Genomic DNA, 17,858 nt, shown 5'->3' on the forward strand with positions numbered 1-17,858 from the left:
ACCCGCGCAATCCCGCAGGCCTCCTGTCGGGCGTCGGCGCGGTCACCCTGGTGCTCGGACTACCGATCGCCCTCACGACGATGTTCTCGCCGACCCTGTCCCAGGAACAACACGCCCTGGCCGCGATCTCGATCCTCGGACAGGACCGCCCGACCGCACTGCGCACCGAACGCGAACAGACCCTGAACACGTTCGCCACCGAACGGGCCCTCGCCGACTACCTCGACGCGAAAACCCTGCCACCGGGATCGGTCGTGATGGACACCGTGTACGGATTCGCGGTGTTCGCCGCGAGCGACAACCCCCGCCAGTTCGTGCTGCCCTCGGACGAGGACTTCACCCGCATCCTCAACGACCCGGCGGCCTACGGCGTCCGCTACATCCTGTCGGTCCCGCCGACCGGGCGCGGCACCTCCGACGCGGTGAACCGGCGGTACCCCACCCTCTACGAGAACGGCGCGCAGCTCGCCACGCTGGACATCGAGGTGCCCAACAGCGGGCTGGACCAGCCGATGTGGCGGGTGTGGCGGGTCGCCGGGTAACCCTCGCGTGCCCGCTGCCCCCGCGTCAGTTCAGCTGCGGGATCGCCAGAACCGGATCGTCGGGGCCGATGTCGTACGTGCACTGCTCGGGGCGGGGATCGGGCACGAACGCCCAGAGCAGCGCCCCGGCGGCGCCGAGTTCGGCGTAGGAGTCGATGCGGGCGCCGATACGGTCCGCGCGTTCCTGCAGCGGCAGGCAACTGCCCGCGTGGATACCCAGTTCGGTGACGACGAGCGGCTTGGACGTCTGTGCCAGCCGCTGCGGCAGGAACGCCGCGTCGTCGTAGTCGTGGTACTGGACGAAGTCGACGTAGGGGGAGTCGGCGACGAGCGCATACCCCGGGCCGGCGGTTCCGCACTGGTCGCCGCCCAGCAACCCGGCCGTGATCGGGTGCACCGGATCACTGGTGCGGATCAGCGCGCCCACCGCGTCGTGCCAGTCGCGCAGGACCTGCGCCGAGTCGTCCGGGCAGCTGCGTTGCTGCGGGCTGCATCCCGCGTCGTGGCAGATCCCGGCTTCCGGTTCCCCGATCGGTTCCCACGCCGCGATCGCCGGGGACGCGCCCCACCGGGACACGGCCGTGCTCACCCAGTCCCGGTAGCTCAGGGAAGCGGAGCCGCGGACGGTCCATCCGGAGCGATACCAGTCCCGGTCCTTGTACCGCTCGTCCTCGCAGGCGCCGTCCTGCCCGGCCAGCACCGGGATGACGAGACTGCCGTGCCGTTCGGCGGCCGCGAAGACCGCATCGATCGGGCCGAAATCGATCCGGCCGGTGGATTTGTTCACCGCGAGCTGCTGGAAGGCGTTGAAGCGAGTCACCGAACCCGGAGGGCGCGACATGAAATAGGCGTCGAGATCGACCTCGGCTCCGCAGCCGCGATTCACGCTCCAGTGGGTGGCGAGCTGATACGCGTCGAGACCGGTCGGCCACCACGGGACGCCGTCGAGCGTCAGGCCGTTTCCGGAAACCCCAACCCGGGAGACGGGGGTGGTGCTCGACGTCGCCGCGCATCCGGCCACGGCCAGGACGACCGAGAGCACGGTCGCCAGGAATATGGCACCAGTTCGCATGCCACGACGCTAACGGCATGAGGCACACGGCGCGCGGCACGCGGCCGGATTACGGAGGAGACGGAAGAATAAAATTACCGAAATCGCATGGCGGAGGCTCACTCCACCGAGATCGAAGACGGACCCGGGTACCCGACCAGGCGGCGACCTGGACAAATCCGTCAGGGACGGGGAATGTGGGAAACCACCGGACCCCGAACGAAGGACGGTGACCGCCGTGCCGATCGACAACGACGTCTACGACCGGATCGGTGTGGGTTGGTGGGACGAGTCCAACCCGCTCAATCTGCTGCAGGGCAGCCTCACCCCGGCGCGGTACGACTACTTCCGCAGCGTCCTCCGCGAACGCGGCTACGCGACCCTCGACGGGCTGCGGGCCCTCGACATCGGAAGCGGCGGAGGATTCCTCGCCGAACGCTTCGCGAAAGCCGGCTGCGCGGTCGTCGGCATCGACCCGTCCACCGTGTCGCTCGAGACCGCACAGCGGCACGCCGCGGCGAACGGCCTCACCATCGACTACCGCAGGGGAGTGGGCGAACGTCTGCCCGTGCCCGACGCGTCGTTCGACCTCGCCTACTGCTGCGACGTCCTCGAACACGTCGACGACCTCGACGCCGTCCTCGCCGAAACCGCACGCGCGCTCGCGCCCGGCGGTCTGTACTTCTTCGACACCATCAACCGCACGTGGCTCGGCAAGCTCGTGGTCATCAAGATCATGCAGGAATGGCGATGGACCCGGATGTTCGACACCCCCATCCACGACTGGTCCATGTTCATCACCCCCGCCGAACTGACCGCAGCGCTCGAGCGCCACGGCCTGCGCCCGGCCGAACTCACCGGGCTCGGACTGCGCACCCTCGACCCCCGCCGCCTCGTCGACATGCACCGCGCGCGGCAGGGACGCATCACCTACGGCGAATTCAGTCGCCGTCTCAACTTCGGGCGCGTGCCCTACACCGGCGCCAACTACATGGGGTACGCCGTCAAGGCCGGCGCGCGCGGCTGACCGGGGGAGGGGAGCGGGGCCGGCCCCGGCCTCACTTCGAGGATGCGTCCAGTTCGCGGATCAGCGATGCCGGCGCGGTCACCCGGAACGACATGTCCAGCAGTTCACCGATCTCGTCCCAGTCCACGTCGTCCCGGTCGAGGTCGTAGCCCACCCAGCCCGAGGGCCCGAAGTAGGCGGGCAGGTAGGTGTGCGGTTCCCCGAGCAGCGCGAGGCGCTCCTCGGGTTCCGGCTTGATGATCACCGACCGGGGGAAAGGCGTGCCGCTCGGCTTGTCGGAGCCGCCGTAGACCGCGAACGCCGTCTTGGTGTGGAAGAACGGGCGTCCGTGCGAGATCCTCTCGCCGGCACCGGGAAACGCGAGGGCCAGCGACCGGATACGTGCCAGCAGGGGATCGGCCTCGTCGAACATGATCGGATGCGGCATGCGGGCAGCGTACCCGCGTGCCGGGAGGTCTTTCGGGCGGTTGGATGATTTCGGATCATACGGAATTGCAAAATATCCCGAACTCAACAACCGACCGCTTCCCCGACACCCTCGACCCCACCACGACGACGGATACCGCCGAATCGCGTGCCGACGTCGTACTGTCGAGGACATGCCGGTGCCCGAACCCCTTGCTCGCGATGCCCTCGCAGACACCTTCGCCGCATTCGAATCGCGACGCCTCCCTCTCGACGGCCGGCGCCACGCCGCCGTGGTCGTCGCCATCCTCGACGACGGAGCAGGCAACGGTGTCATGCCCCTCACCCGCCGGCCGACGCGACTGCGCGCCCACCCCGGACAGTTCGCGCTGCCCGGGGGACGCCTCGACCCCGGCGAAACACCGGAAGAAGCGGCCCTGCGCGAACTGCACGAAGAACTCGGGCTGCGGGCCGACCACACCCAGATCGTCGGCCGCCTCGACGACTACATCACCCGATCCGGCTACGTCATGTCCCCGTTCGTCGTGTGGTCGGACGTCCCCGTCACCGACCTGCAGCCCAGCCCCGACGAGGTCGCCGAACTCTTCGCCGTCACCGCCACCGAGATCGACAGCGAACCCCGCTTCGTCCCCATCCCCGAATCCGACAAGCCCGTCATCCAGTGGCCGTTCCGCGGTCACCTGGTCCACGCACCCACCGCCGCCGTCGTGTACCAGTTCCGGGAGGTCGCGCTGCACGGCCGGCACACCCGCATCGACGATCTGGAACAACCGGTCTTCGCCTGGCGCTGACCCGCCGGACCGGACCCGGAACGTGACTATGGGAGGCTGTCGGAACCCGACCGTCACCACGAACACGAGGCAGGTTCGACGATGAACGACGCCGCGACGACCGCCGGCTCCGCACCGGCCGCGTCCGACCGCATCCTCACCGTCCCCAATCTGCTCAGCTTCGTCCGACTCATCGGCATCCCGCTGTTCCTCTGGCTGATGCTCGTCCCGCACGCCGACGGGTGGGCACTGGCCGTGCTGGTCCTCAGCGGCGCCACCGACTGGGCAGACGGCAAACTCGCCCGGCTGCTCGACCAGACCTCGAGGCTCGGTGCCCTCCTCGACCCGCTCGTCGACCGCCTCTACATCGTCACCACACTCGTCGCCCTGGTCGCCCGGGACATCCTCCCGTGGTGGATCGCCGCGATCCTCATCGGACGCGAACTGGTCCTCGCCCCGACCCTCGCGGTGTACCGCAGGCGCGGTCTGCCCCCGCCCGACGTCCTCTACCTCGGCAAAGGCGCGACCTTCCTGCTGATGTGCGCGCTGCCGCTGCTGCTCCTCGCGCTCGCCGTCCCCGCCACCGCCGACATCGCCGAGCCGCTCGGCTGGGCCGCGCTGATCTGGGGAACGGTCCTGTACGTCTGGACCGGCGCCCTCTACCTGTACCGCGCCGTCGAAACCGCGCGCGTCACACCACCGATCGGCGGCCACCGGGAACCCCGATGAACCAGCACTGGGAACAGATCCGCCGCAACCCGACACCGTCGCTGCTCACCGCCCTGCTCGAGGACCACCTCGATCCCGGATACGCCGCGGCCGCCGAGGACCGCACCACGAAACACACCCGGCCCGCCCGCAAGGGCGTCCTCGTCTGGCTCACCGTCGGTGCCCTCCTCACCGGCCTCACCATCGGCATCGCCTACTCGAACACCACCGAACCCGGGCCCGGCTCCGACCGGACGCAGGCGGAGATCCTCGCCGGAGTCCGCGCAGCCTCCGAACGCGTCGACACCCTCACCGCAACCCGAGACGACCTCACCGCCGACATCGACCGGCGCCGCGAGGAACTGTTCACCGACAACGGCGCCGGAACCGACATCCTCGGCGAGCTCCGGCGCACCGAGGACGCCGCCGCAGCCACCGAGGTACACGGTCCCGGCGTGACCGTCACGCTCAGCGACCCGGCGGCGAAACCGAACCTGTCGGACTCCGGGCAACGCGGCAACCCCCGCACAGCCGTCCTGCTCGACCGCGACCTGCAAGCGGTGATCAACGCCCTGTGGGCCGGCGGCGCCGAAGCCGTCGCGGTCGACGACGTGCGCATCGGTCCCGGAGTCACCGTCCGGCAGGCGGGCGGGGCCATGCTGGTCGACAACCGGCCGGTGTTCTCCCCGTACGTCGTGTCGGCCATCGGATCGCCGAGCCGCCTGCAGACCGCGTTCGTCGTCAGCGACGCCTACCTGCGGATGTCCGGCGTCCAGCAGTTGTACGGAGTAGGTTTCACCGTCGCCGAGGCCGACGACGTCACCATGCCGGCCGCGGCCGTGCGCGACATCGAATCTGCACTGGAGGGAGATCGTTGAAACAGAACGGGCTCAGGCACGGCCACGCGCTCTACGCGGTACTGGCCCTCGCGATCGGCATCGCCGCGGGGGTGATCTTCAGCCCACAGGTACCCGACGTCATCCAGCCGTACCTTCCGATCGCGGTCGTCGCCGCTCTGGACACCGTGTTCGGCGGCCTGCGCGCGTACCTCGACGACATCTTCGACGCCCAGACCTTCGTCGTGTCCTTCGTGTTCAACGTGCTCGTCGCGGCCCTGATCGTCTGGCTCGGCGACCAACTCGGCGTCGGCACCCAGCTGTCGACCGCCGTCATCGTCGTCCTCGGCATCCGCATCTTCGGCAACGCGTCCGCGCTGCGCCGCCGCCTGTTCGGAGCGTGACCCGTGGCCGAAGGACGACACGAACTGCACGACCCACCGGAATCGGCCCCGCGCCGCGGCCGCCTGCTCTTCCCGGCCCTGGCCGGGCTGCTGATCGTGCTGCTCGGCGTCGCGATCGCCACCCAGGTCCGCAGCACCGAATCCGGTGATGCCCTCGACTCGGCCCGCCCGGCCGACCTGCTCGTGCTGCTCGACAACCTGAACCGCACCGAGGCCGAGCTGCGTCAGGAGATCACCGCGCTCGAATCGACGCTGACCAGCCTGGAGCAGAACGGATCGGAGGCCGCTCTCGACGAGGCCCGCGCGCGGCTCTCGGACCTGGCGATCCAGGTCGGCACGGTCCCGGCCACCGGCCCGGGTGTCGTACTGACCGTGACCGATCCGGTGCGCGGCGTCGGCTCGGAGGTCGTCCTCGACATGATCCAGGAGTTGCGTGCGGCCGGAGCGGAAGCCATCCAGATCGCCGGGGCCGGCGGCCCGCCCGTCCGGATCGGCGTGGACTCGTGGGTGACCGGTCCCGGCGGTGCCGTGGTCGTCGACGACGTCCCGCTCGTCGCCCCGTACACGGTCACCGCGATCGGGGACGGACCGACCCTCGCGGCCGCGCTGAACATCCCCGGCGGAGTTGTGGACACTGTCGCGCGGACCGGAGGAACATTGGTGATCGAACAGTCACCGCAGGTCGACGTGTCCGCCTTGCGGCAGGTCGAAGCGCGCCAATACTCTCAGCCCGGAAACTGAATCAGACGTTCGTGACGAATGTCGTCGCCGAAAGGACCCTGTCGTGAGTGAGTTCGAAACCCCCGCCGATCTGCGTTACACGGCGGAACACGAATGGGTGCAGCGGACGAGCGCGACCACCGCGCGGATCGGTATCACCGCGTACGCGCAGTCGCAGCTCGGCGACGTCGTGTTCGTGCAGTTGCCGGAGACCGGGACCGAGGTGACCGCCGGTGAATCCTTCGGCGAGGTCGAATCGACGAAGAGCGTCTCGGACGTGTACGCGCCGATCAGCGCGAAAGTGGTTGCGGTCAACACGGATCTGGAGGCGAACCCCGAGCTGGTGAACTCGGCTCCCTACGGCGGAGGGTGGCTCGTCGACGTCGAGGTCGGTAGCGAGGGTGAGCTGGACGCGGCGCTCGGCGAGACGCTGGACGCCGACGCCTACCGCGCTCTCATCGAAAACTGACGGTTCCCGTGCGCGACAACCGCGTCCGCCTACGCCGGGGAGCCGGCTCAGGGTACGGTCGTGTCAGGCGTGTGCCGTTGTCGGGGGCGCGGGTCCGTAGTCGAAAGTGATCGTGGCTGAACGAAACAACGACCGGTCGGGGTGGTTTGCCCGATCGGTCGAACGGATAAGGAGTAACGGTGAGCGAGAACGGCAACGCGGGATACGAGGAAACCCCTGCGGAAACCACTTCGGTGTTTCGCGCCGACTTCCTGAGTGAACTGGAAACCGCCGGCTCGGGGGCGGCGACCTCGGAGGCTCCGGTCTCGGGTGTCGAGGGACTGCCCGCCGGGTCGGCACTGCTTGTCGTCAAGCGTGGACCCAACGCTGGATCGCGTTTCCTGCTGGACCAGCCGACGACGTCCGCGGGACGGCACCCGGACAGCGACATATTCCTCGACGACGTGACCGTCAGCCGTCGGCACGCCGAGTTCCGTCAGGACGAGGGTGAGTTCCAGGTCGTCGACGTGGGAAGCCTCAACGGCACCTACGTCAACCGCGAGCCTGTCGATTCGGCGGTGCTGGCGAACGGCGACGAGGTGCAGATCGGAAAGTTCCGGCTGGTGTTCCTCACCGGTCCGCGAGGAAACCAGGGCGCAGGTAGCTGATGACCGCTGCTGCCCGCCAAACGGCACCGGGCGGAATGTCGATCGGGTCGGTTCTCGATCGGCTCCGCCCGGAGTTTCCGGACGTGACGATCTCGAAGATCAGGTTTCTCGAGGCCGAGGGGCTCATCAGCCCGGAACGCACGCCCTCGGGATATCGACGTTTCTCGATCGAGGACTGCGAGCGACTGCGGTACGTGCTGACCGCGCAGCGGGATCAGTACCTGCCCCTGAAGGTGATCAAGGAACAGCTCGAGGCGATCGACCGAGGTGCCGCAACGGTGGGCGCAGTGGAGTCCCGCCCGAAGCGTCCACGGCCGTTGGCCGTGGCGCCGGGCGAGGTCTCGCCCGAGGTGCTGCGCACCGACCGTGAAGTCCGCATGAGCCGCGACGATCTGTGCGAGCGCGCCGGGATCGACGTGGGCTTCCTGACCGAGTTGGTTCGTGCCGGGCTGATCGTGCCGGGCGCGGCGGGATTCTTCGACGGGGACGCGGTGCTGCTCGCCCGAACCGCCAAGGCCATGTCGGAGTTCGGGCTCGAGGTGCGGCACCTGCGGGCGTTCAAGCTCGCGGCGGACCGGGAAGCGAGCCTGGTCGCGCAGATCGCGGGTCCGATCGCCAAGGGGCGCGACGCGGGAGCGCGGGCGCGAGCCGAGGAGATGGTCCGGGAGTTGGCGGCGCTGTCACTGACGCTGCACACGTGCCTGGTGAAGGCAGCGGTTCACGGCGCACTCGACCGCTGAACCGTTCGTGCACGCCGACGGCGATCGCGGTGAGAACCCCGACGGCCGCCGGCACCTGACGCGCTTGCCGGATCGCACTAGAATTCAGGCAGGATTGCCACGCGGGGTTCGTCCCCGGACGGCCAGCGGGATGGAGGCACCGGCATGAGCGAGATGCGGATAGTGGGCATTCGGGTCGAACAGCCGCAGAACCAGCCGGTCCTGCTGTTGCGAGAGGCCGACGGCGACAGGTATCTGCCGATCTGGATCGGTCAGATGGAGGCGACTGCGATCGCGCTCGAACAGCAGGGCGTCGAACCGGCGCGTCCGCTGACGCACGATCTGATCAAGAACCTTCTGGAAGCATTCGGGCATGTCCTGCAGGAGATCCGGATCGTGGACCTGCAGGAGGGGACCTTCTACGCCGACATGATTTTCCAGGGTGGCATGCGCGTGTCGTGCCGCCCTTCGGACGCGGTCGCTGTAGCGTTGCGCGTCGGTGTACCGGTCTTCGTCGAGGAACCGGTGCTGGCGGAGGCCGGTCTCGTCATGCCCGACGAACGGGAGGACGAGGTCGAGAAGTTCAAGGAATTTCTCGAGTCCGTGTCGCCCGACGACTTCAAGGCGACGGACGGCTGAATCGGACGTCATCGGCTGTTCTACCGTGCCTCGATCCCTCCGGGTCGGGGCACGCGGTACGACTCGAAGGTTTTACGACCGGTCGGCGTGTTGCTGCCCTACGCTCGAGACAGAGCGTACGCTGAGTGAATCCGCAATTCGGATCTGCTCGACGGGCCTTGACTAGCACGCGACGATCGGATGGGTGGGGGGGAATCCGCCCGTCCGTTGTTACGGGGCGACGGGTGGGCACGTAAGAGGGAGTCAACACAGTGCGAGATCGGCCGCAGGGACAGGGGCACGGCGATATCGACGAAGGGAACCGCTCGACCTCGATGTCGTCGACGCAACAAACGGACGACATCCAGCCGGGTCTGTTCCCCGACGACTCGGTTCCCGACGAACTCGTCGGTTATCGCGTTCCGATCGCATGCCAGATCGCCGGAATAAGTTACCGCCAGCTCGACTACTGGGCTCGAACGAACCTCGTCGTGCCGTCGATCCGTGGCGCAGCCGGTTCCGGAAGCCAGCGACTGTACTCGTTCAAGGACATCCTGGTCCTCAAGATCGTCAAGCGGTTGCTGGACACGGGCATCTCGCTGCAGAACATCCGCGTCGCGGTCGATCACCTGCGTGAGCGCGGGGTGCGGGACCTGGCGAAGATCACGCTGTTCTCCGACGGCACCACCGTGTACGAATGTACGTCGCCCGAGGAAGTCGTCGATTTACTGCAGGGCGGACAGGGCGTGTTCGGTATCGCGGTCAGCGGTGCGATGCGCGAGCTGACCGGCAGCATCGCGGACTTCCCGGCCGAGCGCGCCGACGGAGGCGCCGCCGAGCAGCGACCCGAGGACGAGCTTGCGTCCCGTCGCCGCAACCGCATCAATCGCCGCATCGGCTAGAGCCGGGGATTTTAGACGTTCATCACACCGTGAAGGCGTCCGTGACCGCGATTGCGGCGATCGCCGTGGACTAGAATCGCCAATGCGTCGCCGCCGCACGGGAGAGTTCCGGATCCGATCCGGGCACCGAAGGAGCAGCACCTCCCCGTCAATCTCTCAGGTACCGAGGACCGTGCGGGCTCCGACGCCTCTGGAAAGCGGTGGGAGCACCCACCCGCCCACGGGGAAAGGGACCGGACGTCCGGTCACCGAATCTCTCAGGCGCTCGCCCGCCGAGCTCGCGACAGAGGGGGAGGGAAGCACGCCGTGCGACCGTGCGCGGACGTGGACCTCCGATCACCCGGGAATCGCACATGACAGATGCCGTCACCTCCACGTTCGCCGACCGTCACGTCGGCCCCGATCAGGCGGCACTGCGCCGCATCCTCGACGTCGTCGGCGTCGACGCACTCGCAGACCTCGCGGCGAAGGCACTGCCGGCCGCGATCCTGGACCCGGCCACCGGAGGGATCGCCGACGGGCTGGACGTGCTGGACGCGCCGCTGTCCGAACACGAGGTGCTGGCCGCGCTGACCGAGCTCGCGGCGCAGAACACCGTGGCGACCTCGATGATCGGTCAGGGCTACTACGGCACCCTCACGCCGCCGGTGCTGCTGCGCAACATCATCGAGAACCCGGCGTGGTACACGGCGTACACCCCGTACCAGCCGGAGATCAGCCAGGGCCGGCTCGAGGCCCTGCTCAACTTCCAGACGATGGTCTCCGACCTCACCGGCATGGAGGTCGCGAACTCGTCGATGCTCGACGAAGGCACCGCCGCCGCTGAGGCGATGACCCTGCTCCGCCGCGCCAACCGCAAGTCGAAGAGCCCCCGCGTGCTCGTCGACTCCGATCTCTTCACCCAGACCGCGGCCGTCCTCGCCACCCGCGCCGAGCCGCTGGGCATCAAGATCGTCACCGCGAATCTCGTCGACGACGGACTGCCGGAGGGCGACTTCTTCGGGGTCATCCTCCAGATCCCCGGCGCATCCGGACGGGTGTTCGACGCCGCCCCGATCATCGCCGCCGCACACGACCGCGGTGCACTCGTGGCGGTGGGCGCCGACCTGCTGGCCCTGACGTTGATCACCCCGCCCGGCGAGCAGGGCGCGGACGCCTGCTTCGGCACCACCCAGCGCTTCGGTGTGCCCATGGGCTTCGGTGGCCCGCACGCCGGCTACCTCGCCGTGAACACGGCGCACACCCGCAACCTTCCGGGCCGCCTGGTCGGCCTGTCCGTCGATGCGGACGGAGATCCCGCCTACCGGCTGGCCCTGCAGACCCGTGAACAGCACATCCGCCGCGAGAAGGCGACGAGCAACATCTGCACCGCGCAGGTTCTGCTGGCGGTCCTGGCCGCGATGTACGCCTCGTACCACGGCGCCGACGGCCTGACCGCGATCGCACGCCGGGTCGCGGCGCACGCCGAAACCCTCGCCGCCGCGCTGCGCGCCGCCGGCATCGAGATCGTGCACGCCGAGTTCTTCGACACCGTTCTGGCCCGGGTTCCCGGTCGCGCCGTACAGATCGTCACGACCGCTCGCGAGGCGGGCCTCAACCTGCGCCTCGTCGACGACGACCACGTCGGCATCTCCTGCGACGAAGCGACCTCCAGCGCGCACATCGGCACGGTGCTCGACGCCTTCGGCGCCCCGGGCACCGCGCAGAGCGAGGGATCGGCGCTCCCGGCCGCACTGGCCCGCACCAGCGCATTCCTGCAGCACGAGTCGTTCACGAAGTACCGCACCGAAACCGCGATGATGCGGTACCTGCGGCGGCTGTCGGATAAGGACCTGGCGCTCGACCGGACGATGATCCCGCTCGGCTCGTGCACGATGAAGCTCAACGCCGCCGTCGAGATGGAAGCGATCACCTGGCCGGAGTTCGCCGACCTGCACCCGTTCGCACCCGCGGAGCAGACCGCCGGGATCCGCCGGCTGATCGCGGACCTCGAGGGCTGGCTCGCCGCGATCACCGGTTACGACCGCGTCAGCCTCCAGCCCAACGCCGGCAGCCAGGGCGAATACGCCGGTCTGCTCGCGATCCGGCACTACCACCTCGACCGGGGCGACGACCATCGCGACACGTGCCTCATCCCGTCGAGCGCCCACGGCACCAACGCGGCCTCCGCGGTGATGGCCGGGATGCGGGTCGAGGTCGTTGCGTGCCGTCCGAACGGCGATGTCGATCTCGACGATCTGCGCGCGAAGATCGCCGATCATGCCGAGCGCCTGGCCGCGATCATGATCACCTACCCGTCGACCCACGGTGTGTACGAGCACGAGATCGCCGAGATCTGCGGGGCCGTCCACGACGCGGGCGGTCAGGTGTACATCGACGGGGCGAACCTCAACGCGCTCGTCGGGCTTGCGCGCCCGGGCAAGTTCGGTGGCGACGTGAGCCATCTGAACCTGCACAAGACGTTCTGCATTCCGCACGGCGGCGGCGGGCCGGGGGTGGGACCGATCGGTGTCCGCGAGCACCTCGCGCCCTACCTGCCGGGTCATCCGGAGGAACCCGAGCTCGGGGGCGCCGGACCCGTGTCGGCCGCGCCCTACGGTTCGGCGTCGATCCTGCCGATCACGTGGGCGTACATCAAGCTGATGGGTGCGCAGGGCCTGCGCCGTGCGTCGCTGACGGCCATCGCGTCCGCCAACTACATCGCCCGCCGTCTCGACGAGTACTTCCCGGTGCTGTACACCGGCGAGAACGGCATGGTCGCGCACGAGTGCATCCTCGATCTGCGCCAGATCACCAAGGACACCGGCGTCACCGTCGACGACGTGGCGAAGCGGTTGGCGGACTACGGGTTCCACGCGCCGACCATGAGTTTCCCGGTCGCGGGAACGCTGATGGTGGAGCCGACCGAGAGCGAGGATCCGGCCGAACTCGATGCCTTCGTCGACGCGATGATCTCGATCCGCAAGGAGATCGACCGCGTCGGGGCAGGGGAGTGGCCGGTCGACGACAACCCGCTGCGCGGTGCTCCGCACACGGCGGAATGCCTGGTCGGGGAGTGGAACCACCCGTACACGCGGGAGATCGCGGTGTTCCCGCTGGGGAAGTCGCGCGCGAAGGTGTGGCCGTCCGTCCGGCGCATCGACGGGGCACACGGGGACCGTAACCTCGTGTGTTCCTGCCCGCCGCTCGAGGCGTACGCCGACTGATCGTCCGATTCGGGGTGCCGGTGAGACCGGCACCCCGAGCTTCGATCGAAATATTCTGCACAAGACGGAACGCAAATAAAAACCGAACACTACCTCACCCAGCACGCCGCACGACACCTGTTACCTCACGTCCCGCATCGCTCACCCATCCGCGATGGGCCGTGCGAGCATGGAGACGTGGCGACGCGAGCAGACTCCGAACGATTGCGGGATCTGGCACGGCTGCGCCGGGTCCGGGACCGCATCGACCGCGAGTACGCCCGGCCGCTGGACGTGGAACAGCTCGCGCGGGACGTGCACATGTCGGCGGGCCATCTGAGCCGGCAGTTCCGCCTGGCCTACGGCGAACCGCCGTACACCTACCTGATGACGCGTCGGATCGAGCGGGCGATGGCGCTGTTGCGACGTGGCGATCTGAGCGTCACCGAGGTGTGTTTCGAGGTCGGGTGTTCGTCCCTCGGGACATTCAGCACGCGATTCACCGAGCTGGTGGGGGTGTCTCCGAGCGTGTACCGCGCGCAGGCGCGCTCGGACGCCGAGATGCCTTCGTGCGTCACGAAACAGGTGACGAGACCGATCAGGATTCGAGAAGCGTCGGCCGCGTCCCGAATCTAGCGTGGTCGCCATGAACCTCACCATCCACAACGCGTTCCTTCCGCACGACGACCGTGACGCCGCCCTCGCGTTCTATCGGGACCTGCTCGGTTTCGAGGTGCGCAAGGAGGTCGGCTACAACGACATGTACTGGATCACTCTCGGGCATCCCGCCCAGCCCGAGACGTCGCTCGTCCTGAATCCGCCCGCCGCGGATCCCGGAATCACCGACGAGGAGCGGCGCGTGATCAGCGAAATGATGGCCAAGGGCACGTTTGCGATGCTCACGCTGGCGACACCCGACCTGGACGCGACCTTCGCGGCGCTCGAAGCCGGTGGCGCGGAGATCGTCCAGGAGCCCATCGAGCAGCCCTACGGGATCCGGGACTGCGCGGTGCGCGACCCCGCGGGAAACATGATCCGCATCAACGAGGTGCGATGACGAGGCCCCGGACGGCAGAGCCGCCGGCGTGGGTGTGTTCTCTCGGGGGAAGCAGCAGCAGGAGAATGCGCGGATCGGGCGCCGGGACAGGTGAATCCGTCCGGGGTTGTCACACCGATCGGCGATACTGCTCCGGCGGGTAACCGGGGTGAGAGCGAACAGAACGGAACGGGGAAATGCGATGGGCACGACGACCGAGACAGCTACGGGGACGGCGCCCACCGGGGGGCGACACCCTGCCGACAGTCACGACCTGATCCGGGTGCACGGGGCTCGCGAGAACAACCTCAAGAACGTCGATCTCGAGATTCCCAAGCGACGGCTGACGGTCTTCACCGGGGTGTCGGGATCCGGGAAGAGTTCGCTGGTGTTCGCGACGATCGCAGCCGAGTCGCAGCGCATGATCAACGAAACGTACAGCGCGTTCGTGCAGGGATTCATGCCGACGCTCGCTCGTCCGGACGTGGATGTGCTCGAGGGCTTGACCACGGCGATCATCGTCGATCAGGAGCGGATGGGCGCGAATCCGCGGTCGACGGTCGGCACCGCGACCGACGCCAACACGCTGTTGCGCATCCTGTTCAGCCGGCTGGGCAAGCCGCACATCGGTTCGCCGCAGGCGTTCTCGTTCAACGTGGCGTCGCTCAGCGGCGCCGGGGCGGTGACGGTCGAGAAGGCCGGCCGGACCGTGAAGGAACGCCGCAGTTTCAGCATCACCGGTGGCATGTGCCCGCGCTGCGAGGGCATGGGCAAGGTCTCCGATTTCGATCTCACCGCGCTGTACGACGACAGCAAGTCCCTCAACGAGGGTGCGCTGACGATCCCCGGGTACAGCATGGACGGCTGGTACGGCCGGATCTACCGCGGATGCGGATTCTTCGACCCCGACAAGCCGATCTCGAAGTTCACGAAGAAGCAGCTGAACGATCTGCTGTACAAGGAGCCGACGAAGGTCAAGGTCGACGGCATCAACATCACGTTCGAGGGCCTGATCCCGAAGATCCAGAAGTCGTTTCTGTCCAAGGACCGGGAGGCGATGCAGCCGCACATCCGGGCATTCGTGGACCGGGCCGTCACCTTCCAGACGTGTCCCGACTGTGAGGGCACCCGTCTCTCGGCGGAGGCCCGGTCGTCGAAGATCGCCGGCATCAGCATCGCCGACGCCTGCGCGATGCAGATCAGCGACCTCGCCGAATGGGTGCGGGGGCTGGACGAGCCGTCGGTCGCCCCGCTGCTGAAATCGCTGAGCCGGACCCTCGATTCGTTCGTCGACATCGGACTCGGCTATCTGAGCCTCGACCGGCCTGCCGGCACCCTGTCCGGTGGCGAGGCGCAGCGCACCAAGCTGATCCGGCATCTCGGGTCGTCGCTCACCGACGTGACCTATGTGTTCGACGAGCCGACGATCGGCCTGCATCCGCACGACATCGCGCGGATGAACGAACTGCTGTTGCAGTTGCGCGACAAGGGAAACACGGTGCTCGTCGTCGAGCACAAGCCCGAGGCGATCGCGATCGCCGATCATGTGGTCGATCTCGGCCCGCGCGCCGGGGCCGACGGTGGCGAGATCGTGTTCGAGGGCACGGTCGAGGGGCTGCGGTCGAGTGGGACGCTGACCGGTAAGCATCTGGACGACCGTGCGGCACTGAAGACTTCGGTGCGGACGGCGTCGGGGGCACTCGAGATCCGTGGGGCGGACACCCACAATCTGCAGGACGTCGACGTCGACATTCCGGTCGGGGTGCTCGTCGTCGTGACGGGTGTGGCGGGGTCGGGGAAGAGTTCGCTGATCCACGGGTCGGTCGCGGGCCGGGACGGTGTCGTCGTGATCGATCAGGGGGCGATCAAGGGGTCGCGGCGCAGCAATCCGGCGACGTACACGGGTCTGCTGGAGCCGATCCGCAAGGCGTTCGCGAAGGCGAACGGGGTGAAACCCGCTCTGTTCAGCGCGAATTCGGAGGGTGCGTGCCCGAACTGCAACGGTGCGGGTGTCGTGTACTCGGACCTGGCGATGATGGCCGGGGTGGCGACGCCGTGCGAGGTGTGCGAGGGCAAGCGATTCCAGGCCGAGGTGCTCGAGTACCGGTTCGGCGGCAGGGACATCGACGAGGTCCTGAACATGTCGGTGGCCGAGGCCGAGGAGTTCTTCGGGTCGGGCGAGGCGAAGATCCCGGCGGCGCACCGGATCCTCGCTCGCCTCGCCGACGTGGGACTCGGCTACATCAAGATCGGGCAGCCGCTCACGACGCTGTCCGGCGGCGAGCGGCAACGTCTCAAGCTGGCCGTCCAGATGGGCGAGAGCGGCGACGTGTACATCCTCGACGAACCGACGACGGGCCTGCATCTCGCCGACGTGGAGAACCTGCTCGCGCTGCTGGATCGGCTCGTGGATGCGGGGAAGTCGGTGATCGTCATCGAGCACCATCAGGCCGTGATGGCGCACGCCGACTGGATCATCGATCTCGGACCCGGTGCCGGCCACGACGGTGGCCGGGTCGTCTACGAGGGCACCCCGGCGGACCTGGTCGCCGCGCGCTCGACGCTGACGGGGCAGCACCTCGCGCAGTACGTCGGGGCCTGACCGCAGGGGTCCGGGCACGCAGGGGTCCGGATTCGATCAGGGTTCGGTGACGAGTTCGAGGATCGTGATCTCGGGGGGTGTCGCGACGCGGACGGGTGGCCCCCACGCGCCGGCGCCGCGCGAGGTGTAGAGCGTGGTGTCGTCGAACCGGTCGAGTCCGGTGACGCTCGGGTTGGCCAGGGGCACGAACAGGCCGAGCGGCCACATCTGGCCGCCGTGGGTGTGGCCGGACAGTTGCAGGTCGACGCCGAGTTCGGCGGCGTCGAGTACCTGGCGGGGCTGGTGCGCGACGAGCAGCACGAACCGGTTCGGGTCGCGGCCGTCGAGGGCCGCCGCGAGGTCGGCTTCGTGCGGGGCGGGGGCCGTCCAGTCGTACACCCCGGCGATGTCGATGCTGTCGGCGCCGCGGGTGAGGGTGACGTGTTCGTTGCGCAGTGTCTGCACGCCCAGGGTTTCCCAGTGGTCGAGCCAGGCCAGGGCGTCGTCGGAGTAGTACTCGTGGTTGCCGCTGACCCCGAACACCCCGAGTGGTGCGTCCAGGTCCCGGAGGGGTTCGAGGTCGGCGGCGACGCGCGCGATGGTGCCGTCGCTGAGGTCGCCGCCGAGCACGATCAGGTCGGGGTTCTCGCCGGCGACGAGGTCGACGACCTTGCGGGTGAAGTCCGCGCCGCGCGCCGGGCCGACGTGCAGGTCGGTGACGAGGGCGACGCGCAGCCCGTCGAATTCGGCGGGCAGGCGCTGGAGCGGTACCCGCACGTGCGCGATGCGGGGGTGGGAGGCTTCGACGGTTCCGTATGCGACGGCGGTGACCGAGGTGAGGGCGGCGACGGCGGTGGCGATGCGCAGGGTGCGGCGTCGGGAGGGGGCGGTGGGTCGTTCGGTGCGTCGCAGGGACCAGGACAGCCGGTTCGCGAGGCGGGTCAGGCCGATCACGACGGCCCAGAGCGTCAGGTACAGCAGGACGGCGAGCCAGGTCCAGCCGAGGTAGCCGAGGGGGCGTGCCCAGGCGGGGTCGAGGGTGGTGCCGACGAGGGAGGCGGTGAGGGTGAGGGCGGCTCCGGCGACGAGGACGGTGGTGGCGGCGATGGCGGCCGGCCCGCGCAGTTCGGGGGCGCGGACGTAGCGGCGGTGCAGCCAGAAGGTGAGGAGGGTGAGGAAGGTTCCTACGACGAGTAGCCGGATCACGGTGTCAGGAC

The 17,858-nt window shown here is 68.5% G+C and carries 18 protein-coding genes, 1 pseudogene and 1 riboswitch; of the genes and pseudogenes, 16 read left to right on the forward strand and 3 right to left on the reverse strand.

Features of this window, described 5'->3' with window-relative positions; translation table 11 throughout:
* A pseudogene (locus I0Q12_RS02360) lies at window positions 1-542 on the forward strand (ABC transporter); the annotation flags it as partial.
* 25 nt (window positions 543-567) lie between these two features.
* Here I0Q12_RS02360 and I0Q12_RS02365 read toward each other — a convergent pair.
* Window positions 568-1,614 carry a beta-mannosidase gene (locus I0Q12_RS02365; RefSeq protein ID WP_197250423.1) on the reverse strand — a complete coding sequence of 349 codons (1,047 nt, stop codon included), beginning with the start codon at window positions 1,612-1,614 and terminating at the stop codon, window positions 568-570.
* Between the two features lie 208 nt (window positions 1,615-1,822).
* Between I0Q12_RS02365 and ubiG the strand changes: the two genes are divergently transcribed.
* Complete coding sequence (gene ubiG / locus I0Q12_RS02370; protein ID WP_197250424.1) at window positions 1,823-2,620, forward strand: bifunctional 2-polyprenyl-6-hydroxyphenol methylase/3-demethylubiquinol 3-O-methyltransferase UbiG; 798 nt, start codon at window positions 1,823-1,825, stop codon at window positions 2,618-2,620.
* Window positions 2,621-2,651: 31 nt separating this feature from the next.
* Here ubiG and I0Q12_RS02375 read toward each other — a convergent pair whose 3' ends face one another.
* Window positions 2,652-3,047: an MmcQ/YjbR family DNA-binding protein gene (locus I0Q12_RS02375; protein ID WP_197250425.1), complete on the reverse strand. Its 396-nt coding sequence runs from the start codon at window positions 3,045-3,047 to the stop codon at window positions 2,652-2,654.
* Between the two features lie 172 nt (window positions 3,048-3,219).
* Between I0Q12_RS02375 and I0Q12_RS02380 the strand changes: the two genes are divergently transcribed.
* The 14 genes from I0Q12_RS02380 (at window position 3,220) to I0Q12_RS02445 (ending at window position 16,662) form a co-directional block, all read left to right on the forward strand.
* Window positions 3,220-3,837, forward strand: coding sequence for a CoA pyrophosphatase (locus I0Q12_RS02380; RefSeq protein ID WP_197250426.1), 618 nt, complete (start codon window positions 3,220-3,222; stop codon window positions 3,835-3,837).
* An 81-nt stretch (window positions 3,838-3,918) separates the two neighbouring features.
* Window positions 3,919-4,545 carry a CDP-alcohol phosphatidyltransferase family protein gene (locus I0Q12_RS02385; protein WP_197250427.1) on the forward strand — a complete coding sequence of 209 codons (627 nt, stop codon included), beginning with the start codon at window positions 3,919-3,921 and terminating at the stop codon, window positions 4,543-4,545.
* Window positions 4,542-5,402: a DUF881 domain-containing protein gene (locus tag I0Q12_RS02390; RefSeq protein WP_197250428.1), complete on the forward strand. Its 861-nt coding sequence runs from the start codon at window positions 4,542-4,544 to the stop codon at window positions 5,400-5,402. Before I0Q12_RS02385 ends, I0Q12_RS02390 begins: the two co-directional genes overlap by 4 nt.
* Entirely contained in the window at window positions 5,399-5,764 is a 366-nt protein-coding gene (locus I0Q12_RS02395) for a small basic family protein (RefSeq protein WP_197250429.1), read from the forward strand. Before I0Q12_RS02390 ends, I0Q12_RS02395 begins: the two co-directional genes overlap by 4 nt.
* Window positions 5,765-5,767: 3 nt before the next feature.
* Window positions 5,768-6,505, forward strand: coding sequence for a DUF881 domain-containing protein (locus I0Q12_RS02400; RefSeq protein ID WP_197250430.1), 738 nt, complete (start codon window positions 5,768-5,770; stop codon window positions 6,503-6,505).
* A gap of 43 nt (window positions 6,506-6,548) precedes the next feature.
* Complete coding sequence (gene gcvH / locus I0Q12_RS02405) at window positions 6,549-6,953, forward strand: glycine cleavage system protein GcvH (RefSeq protein ID WP_197250431.1); 405 nt, start codon at window positions 6,549-6,551, stop codon at window positions 6,951-6,953.
* 179 nt (window positions 6,954-7,132) lie between these two features.
* A complete protein-coding gene (gene garA / locus I0Q12_RS02410) occupies window positions 7,133-7,600 on the forward strand; it encodes a glycogen accumulation regulator GarA (RefSeq protein WP_197250432.1) in 468 nt (155 codons plus the stop codon).
* Complete coding sequence (locus tag I0Q12_RS02415) at window positions 7,600-8,340, forward strand: MerR family transcriptional regulator (RefSeq protein WP_197250433.1); 741 nt, start codon at window positions 7,600-7,602, stop codon at window positions 8,338-8,340. Before garA ends, I0Q12_RS02415 begins: the two co-directional genes overlap by 1 nt.
* Before the next feature lie 144 nt (window positions 8,341-8,484).
* Window positions 8,485-8,958, forward strand: coding sequence for a bifunctional nuclease family protein (locus I0Q12_RS02420; protein ID WP_197250434.1), 474 nt, complete (start codon window positions 8,485-8,487; stop codon window positions 8,956-8,958).
* 314 nt (window positions 8,959-9,272) lie between these two features.
* Window positions 9,273-9,839: a MerR family transcriptional regulator gene (locus I0Q12_RS02425; RefSeq protein ID WP_231609861.1), complete on the forward strand. Its 567-nt coding sequence runs from the start codon at window positions 9,273-9,275 to the stop codon at window positions 9,837-9,839.
* Between the two features lie 88 nt (window positions 9,840-9,927).
* A riboswitch (glycine riboswitch) is annotated at window positions 9,928-10,022 on the forward strand.
* 170 nt (window positions 10,023-10,192) lie between these two features.
* Window positions 10,193-13,045, forward strand: coding sequence for an aminomethyl-transferring glycine dehydrogenase (gcvP, locus tag I0Q12_RS02430; protein WP_197250436.1), 2,853 nt, complete (start codon window positions 10,193-10,195; stop codon window positions 13,043-13,045).
* A gap of 177 nt (window positions 13,046-13,222) precedes the next feature.
* Window positions 13,223-13,660, forward strand: coding sequence for a helix-turn-helix transcriptional regulator (locus I0Q12_RS02435; RefSeq protein WP_197250437.1), 438 nt, complete (start codon window positions 13,223-13,225; stop codon window positions 13,658-13,660).
* 10 nt (window positions 13,661-13,670) lie between these two features.
* Entirely contained in the window at window positions 13,671-14,081 is a 411-nt protein-coding gene (locus tag I0Q12_RS02440; protein ID WP_197250438.1) for a VOC family protein, read from the forward strand.
* A gap of 181 nt (window positions 14,082-14,262) precedes the next feature.
* Complete coding sequence (locus tag I0Q12_RS02445; protein ID WP_197250439.1) at window positions 14,263-16,662, forward strand: excinuclease ABC subunit UvrA; 2,400 nt, start codon at window positions 14,263-14,265, stop codon at window positions 16,660-16,662.
* A gap of 36 nt (window positions 16,663-16,698) precedes the next feature.
* On the opposite strand, the gene I0Q12_RS02450 is transcribed toward I0Q12_RS02445, so the two are convergent.
* Window positions 16,699-17,847, reverse strand: coding sequence for a metallophosphoesterase (locus I0Q12_RS02450; protein ID WP_197250440.1), 1,149 nt, complete (start codon window positions 17,845-17,847; stop codon window positions 16,699-16,701).
* Window positions 17,848-17,858: the final 11 nt, after the last annotated feature.

It is taken from the genome of Rhodococcus sp. CX, assembly GCF_015865005.1.
Classification (GTDB): domain Bacteria; phylum Actinomycetota; class Actinomycetes; order Mycobacteriales; family Mycobacteriaceae; genus Rhodococcus.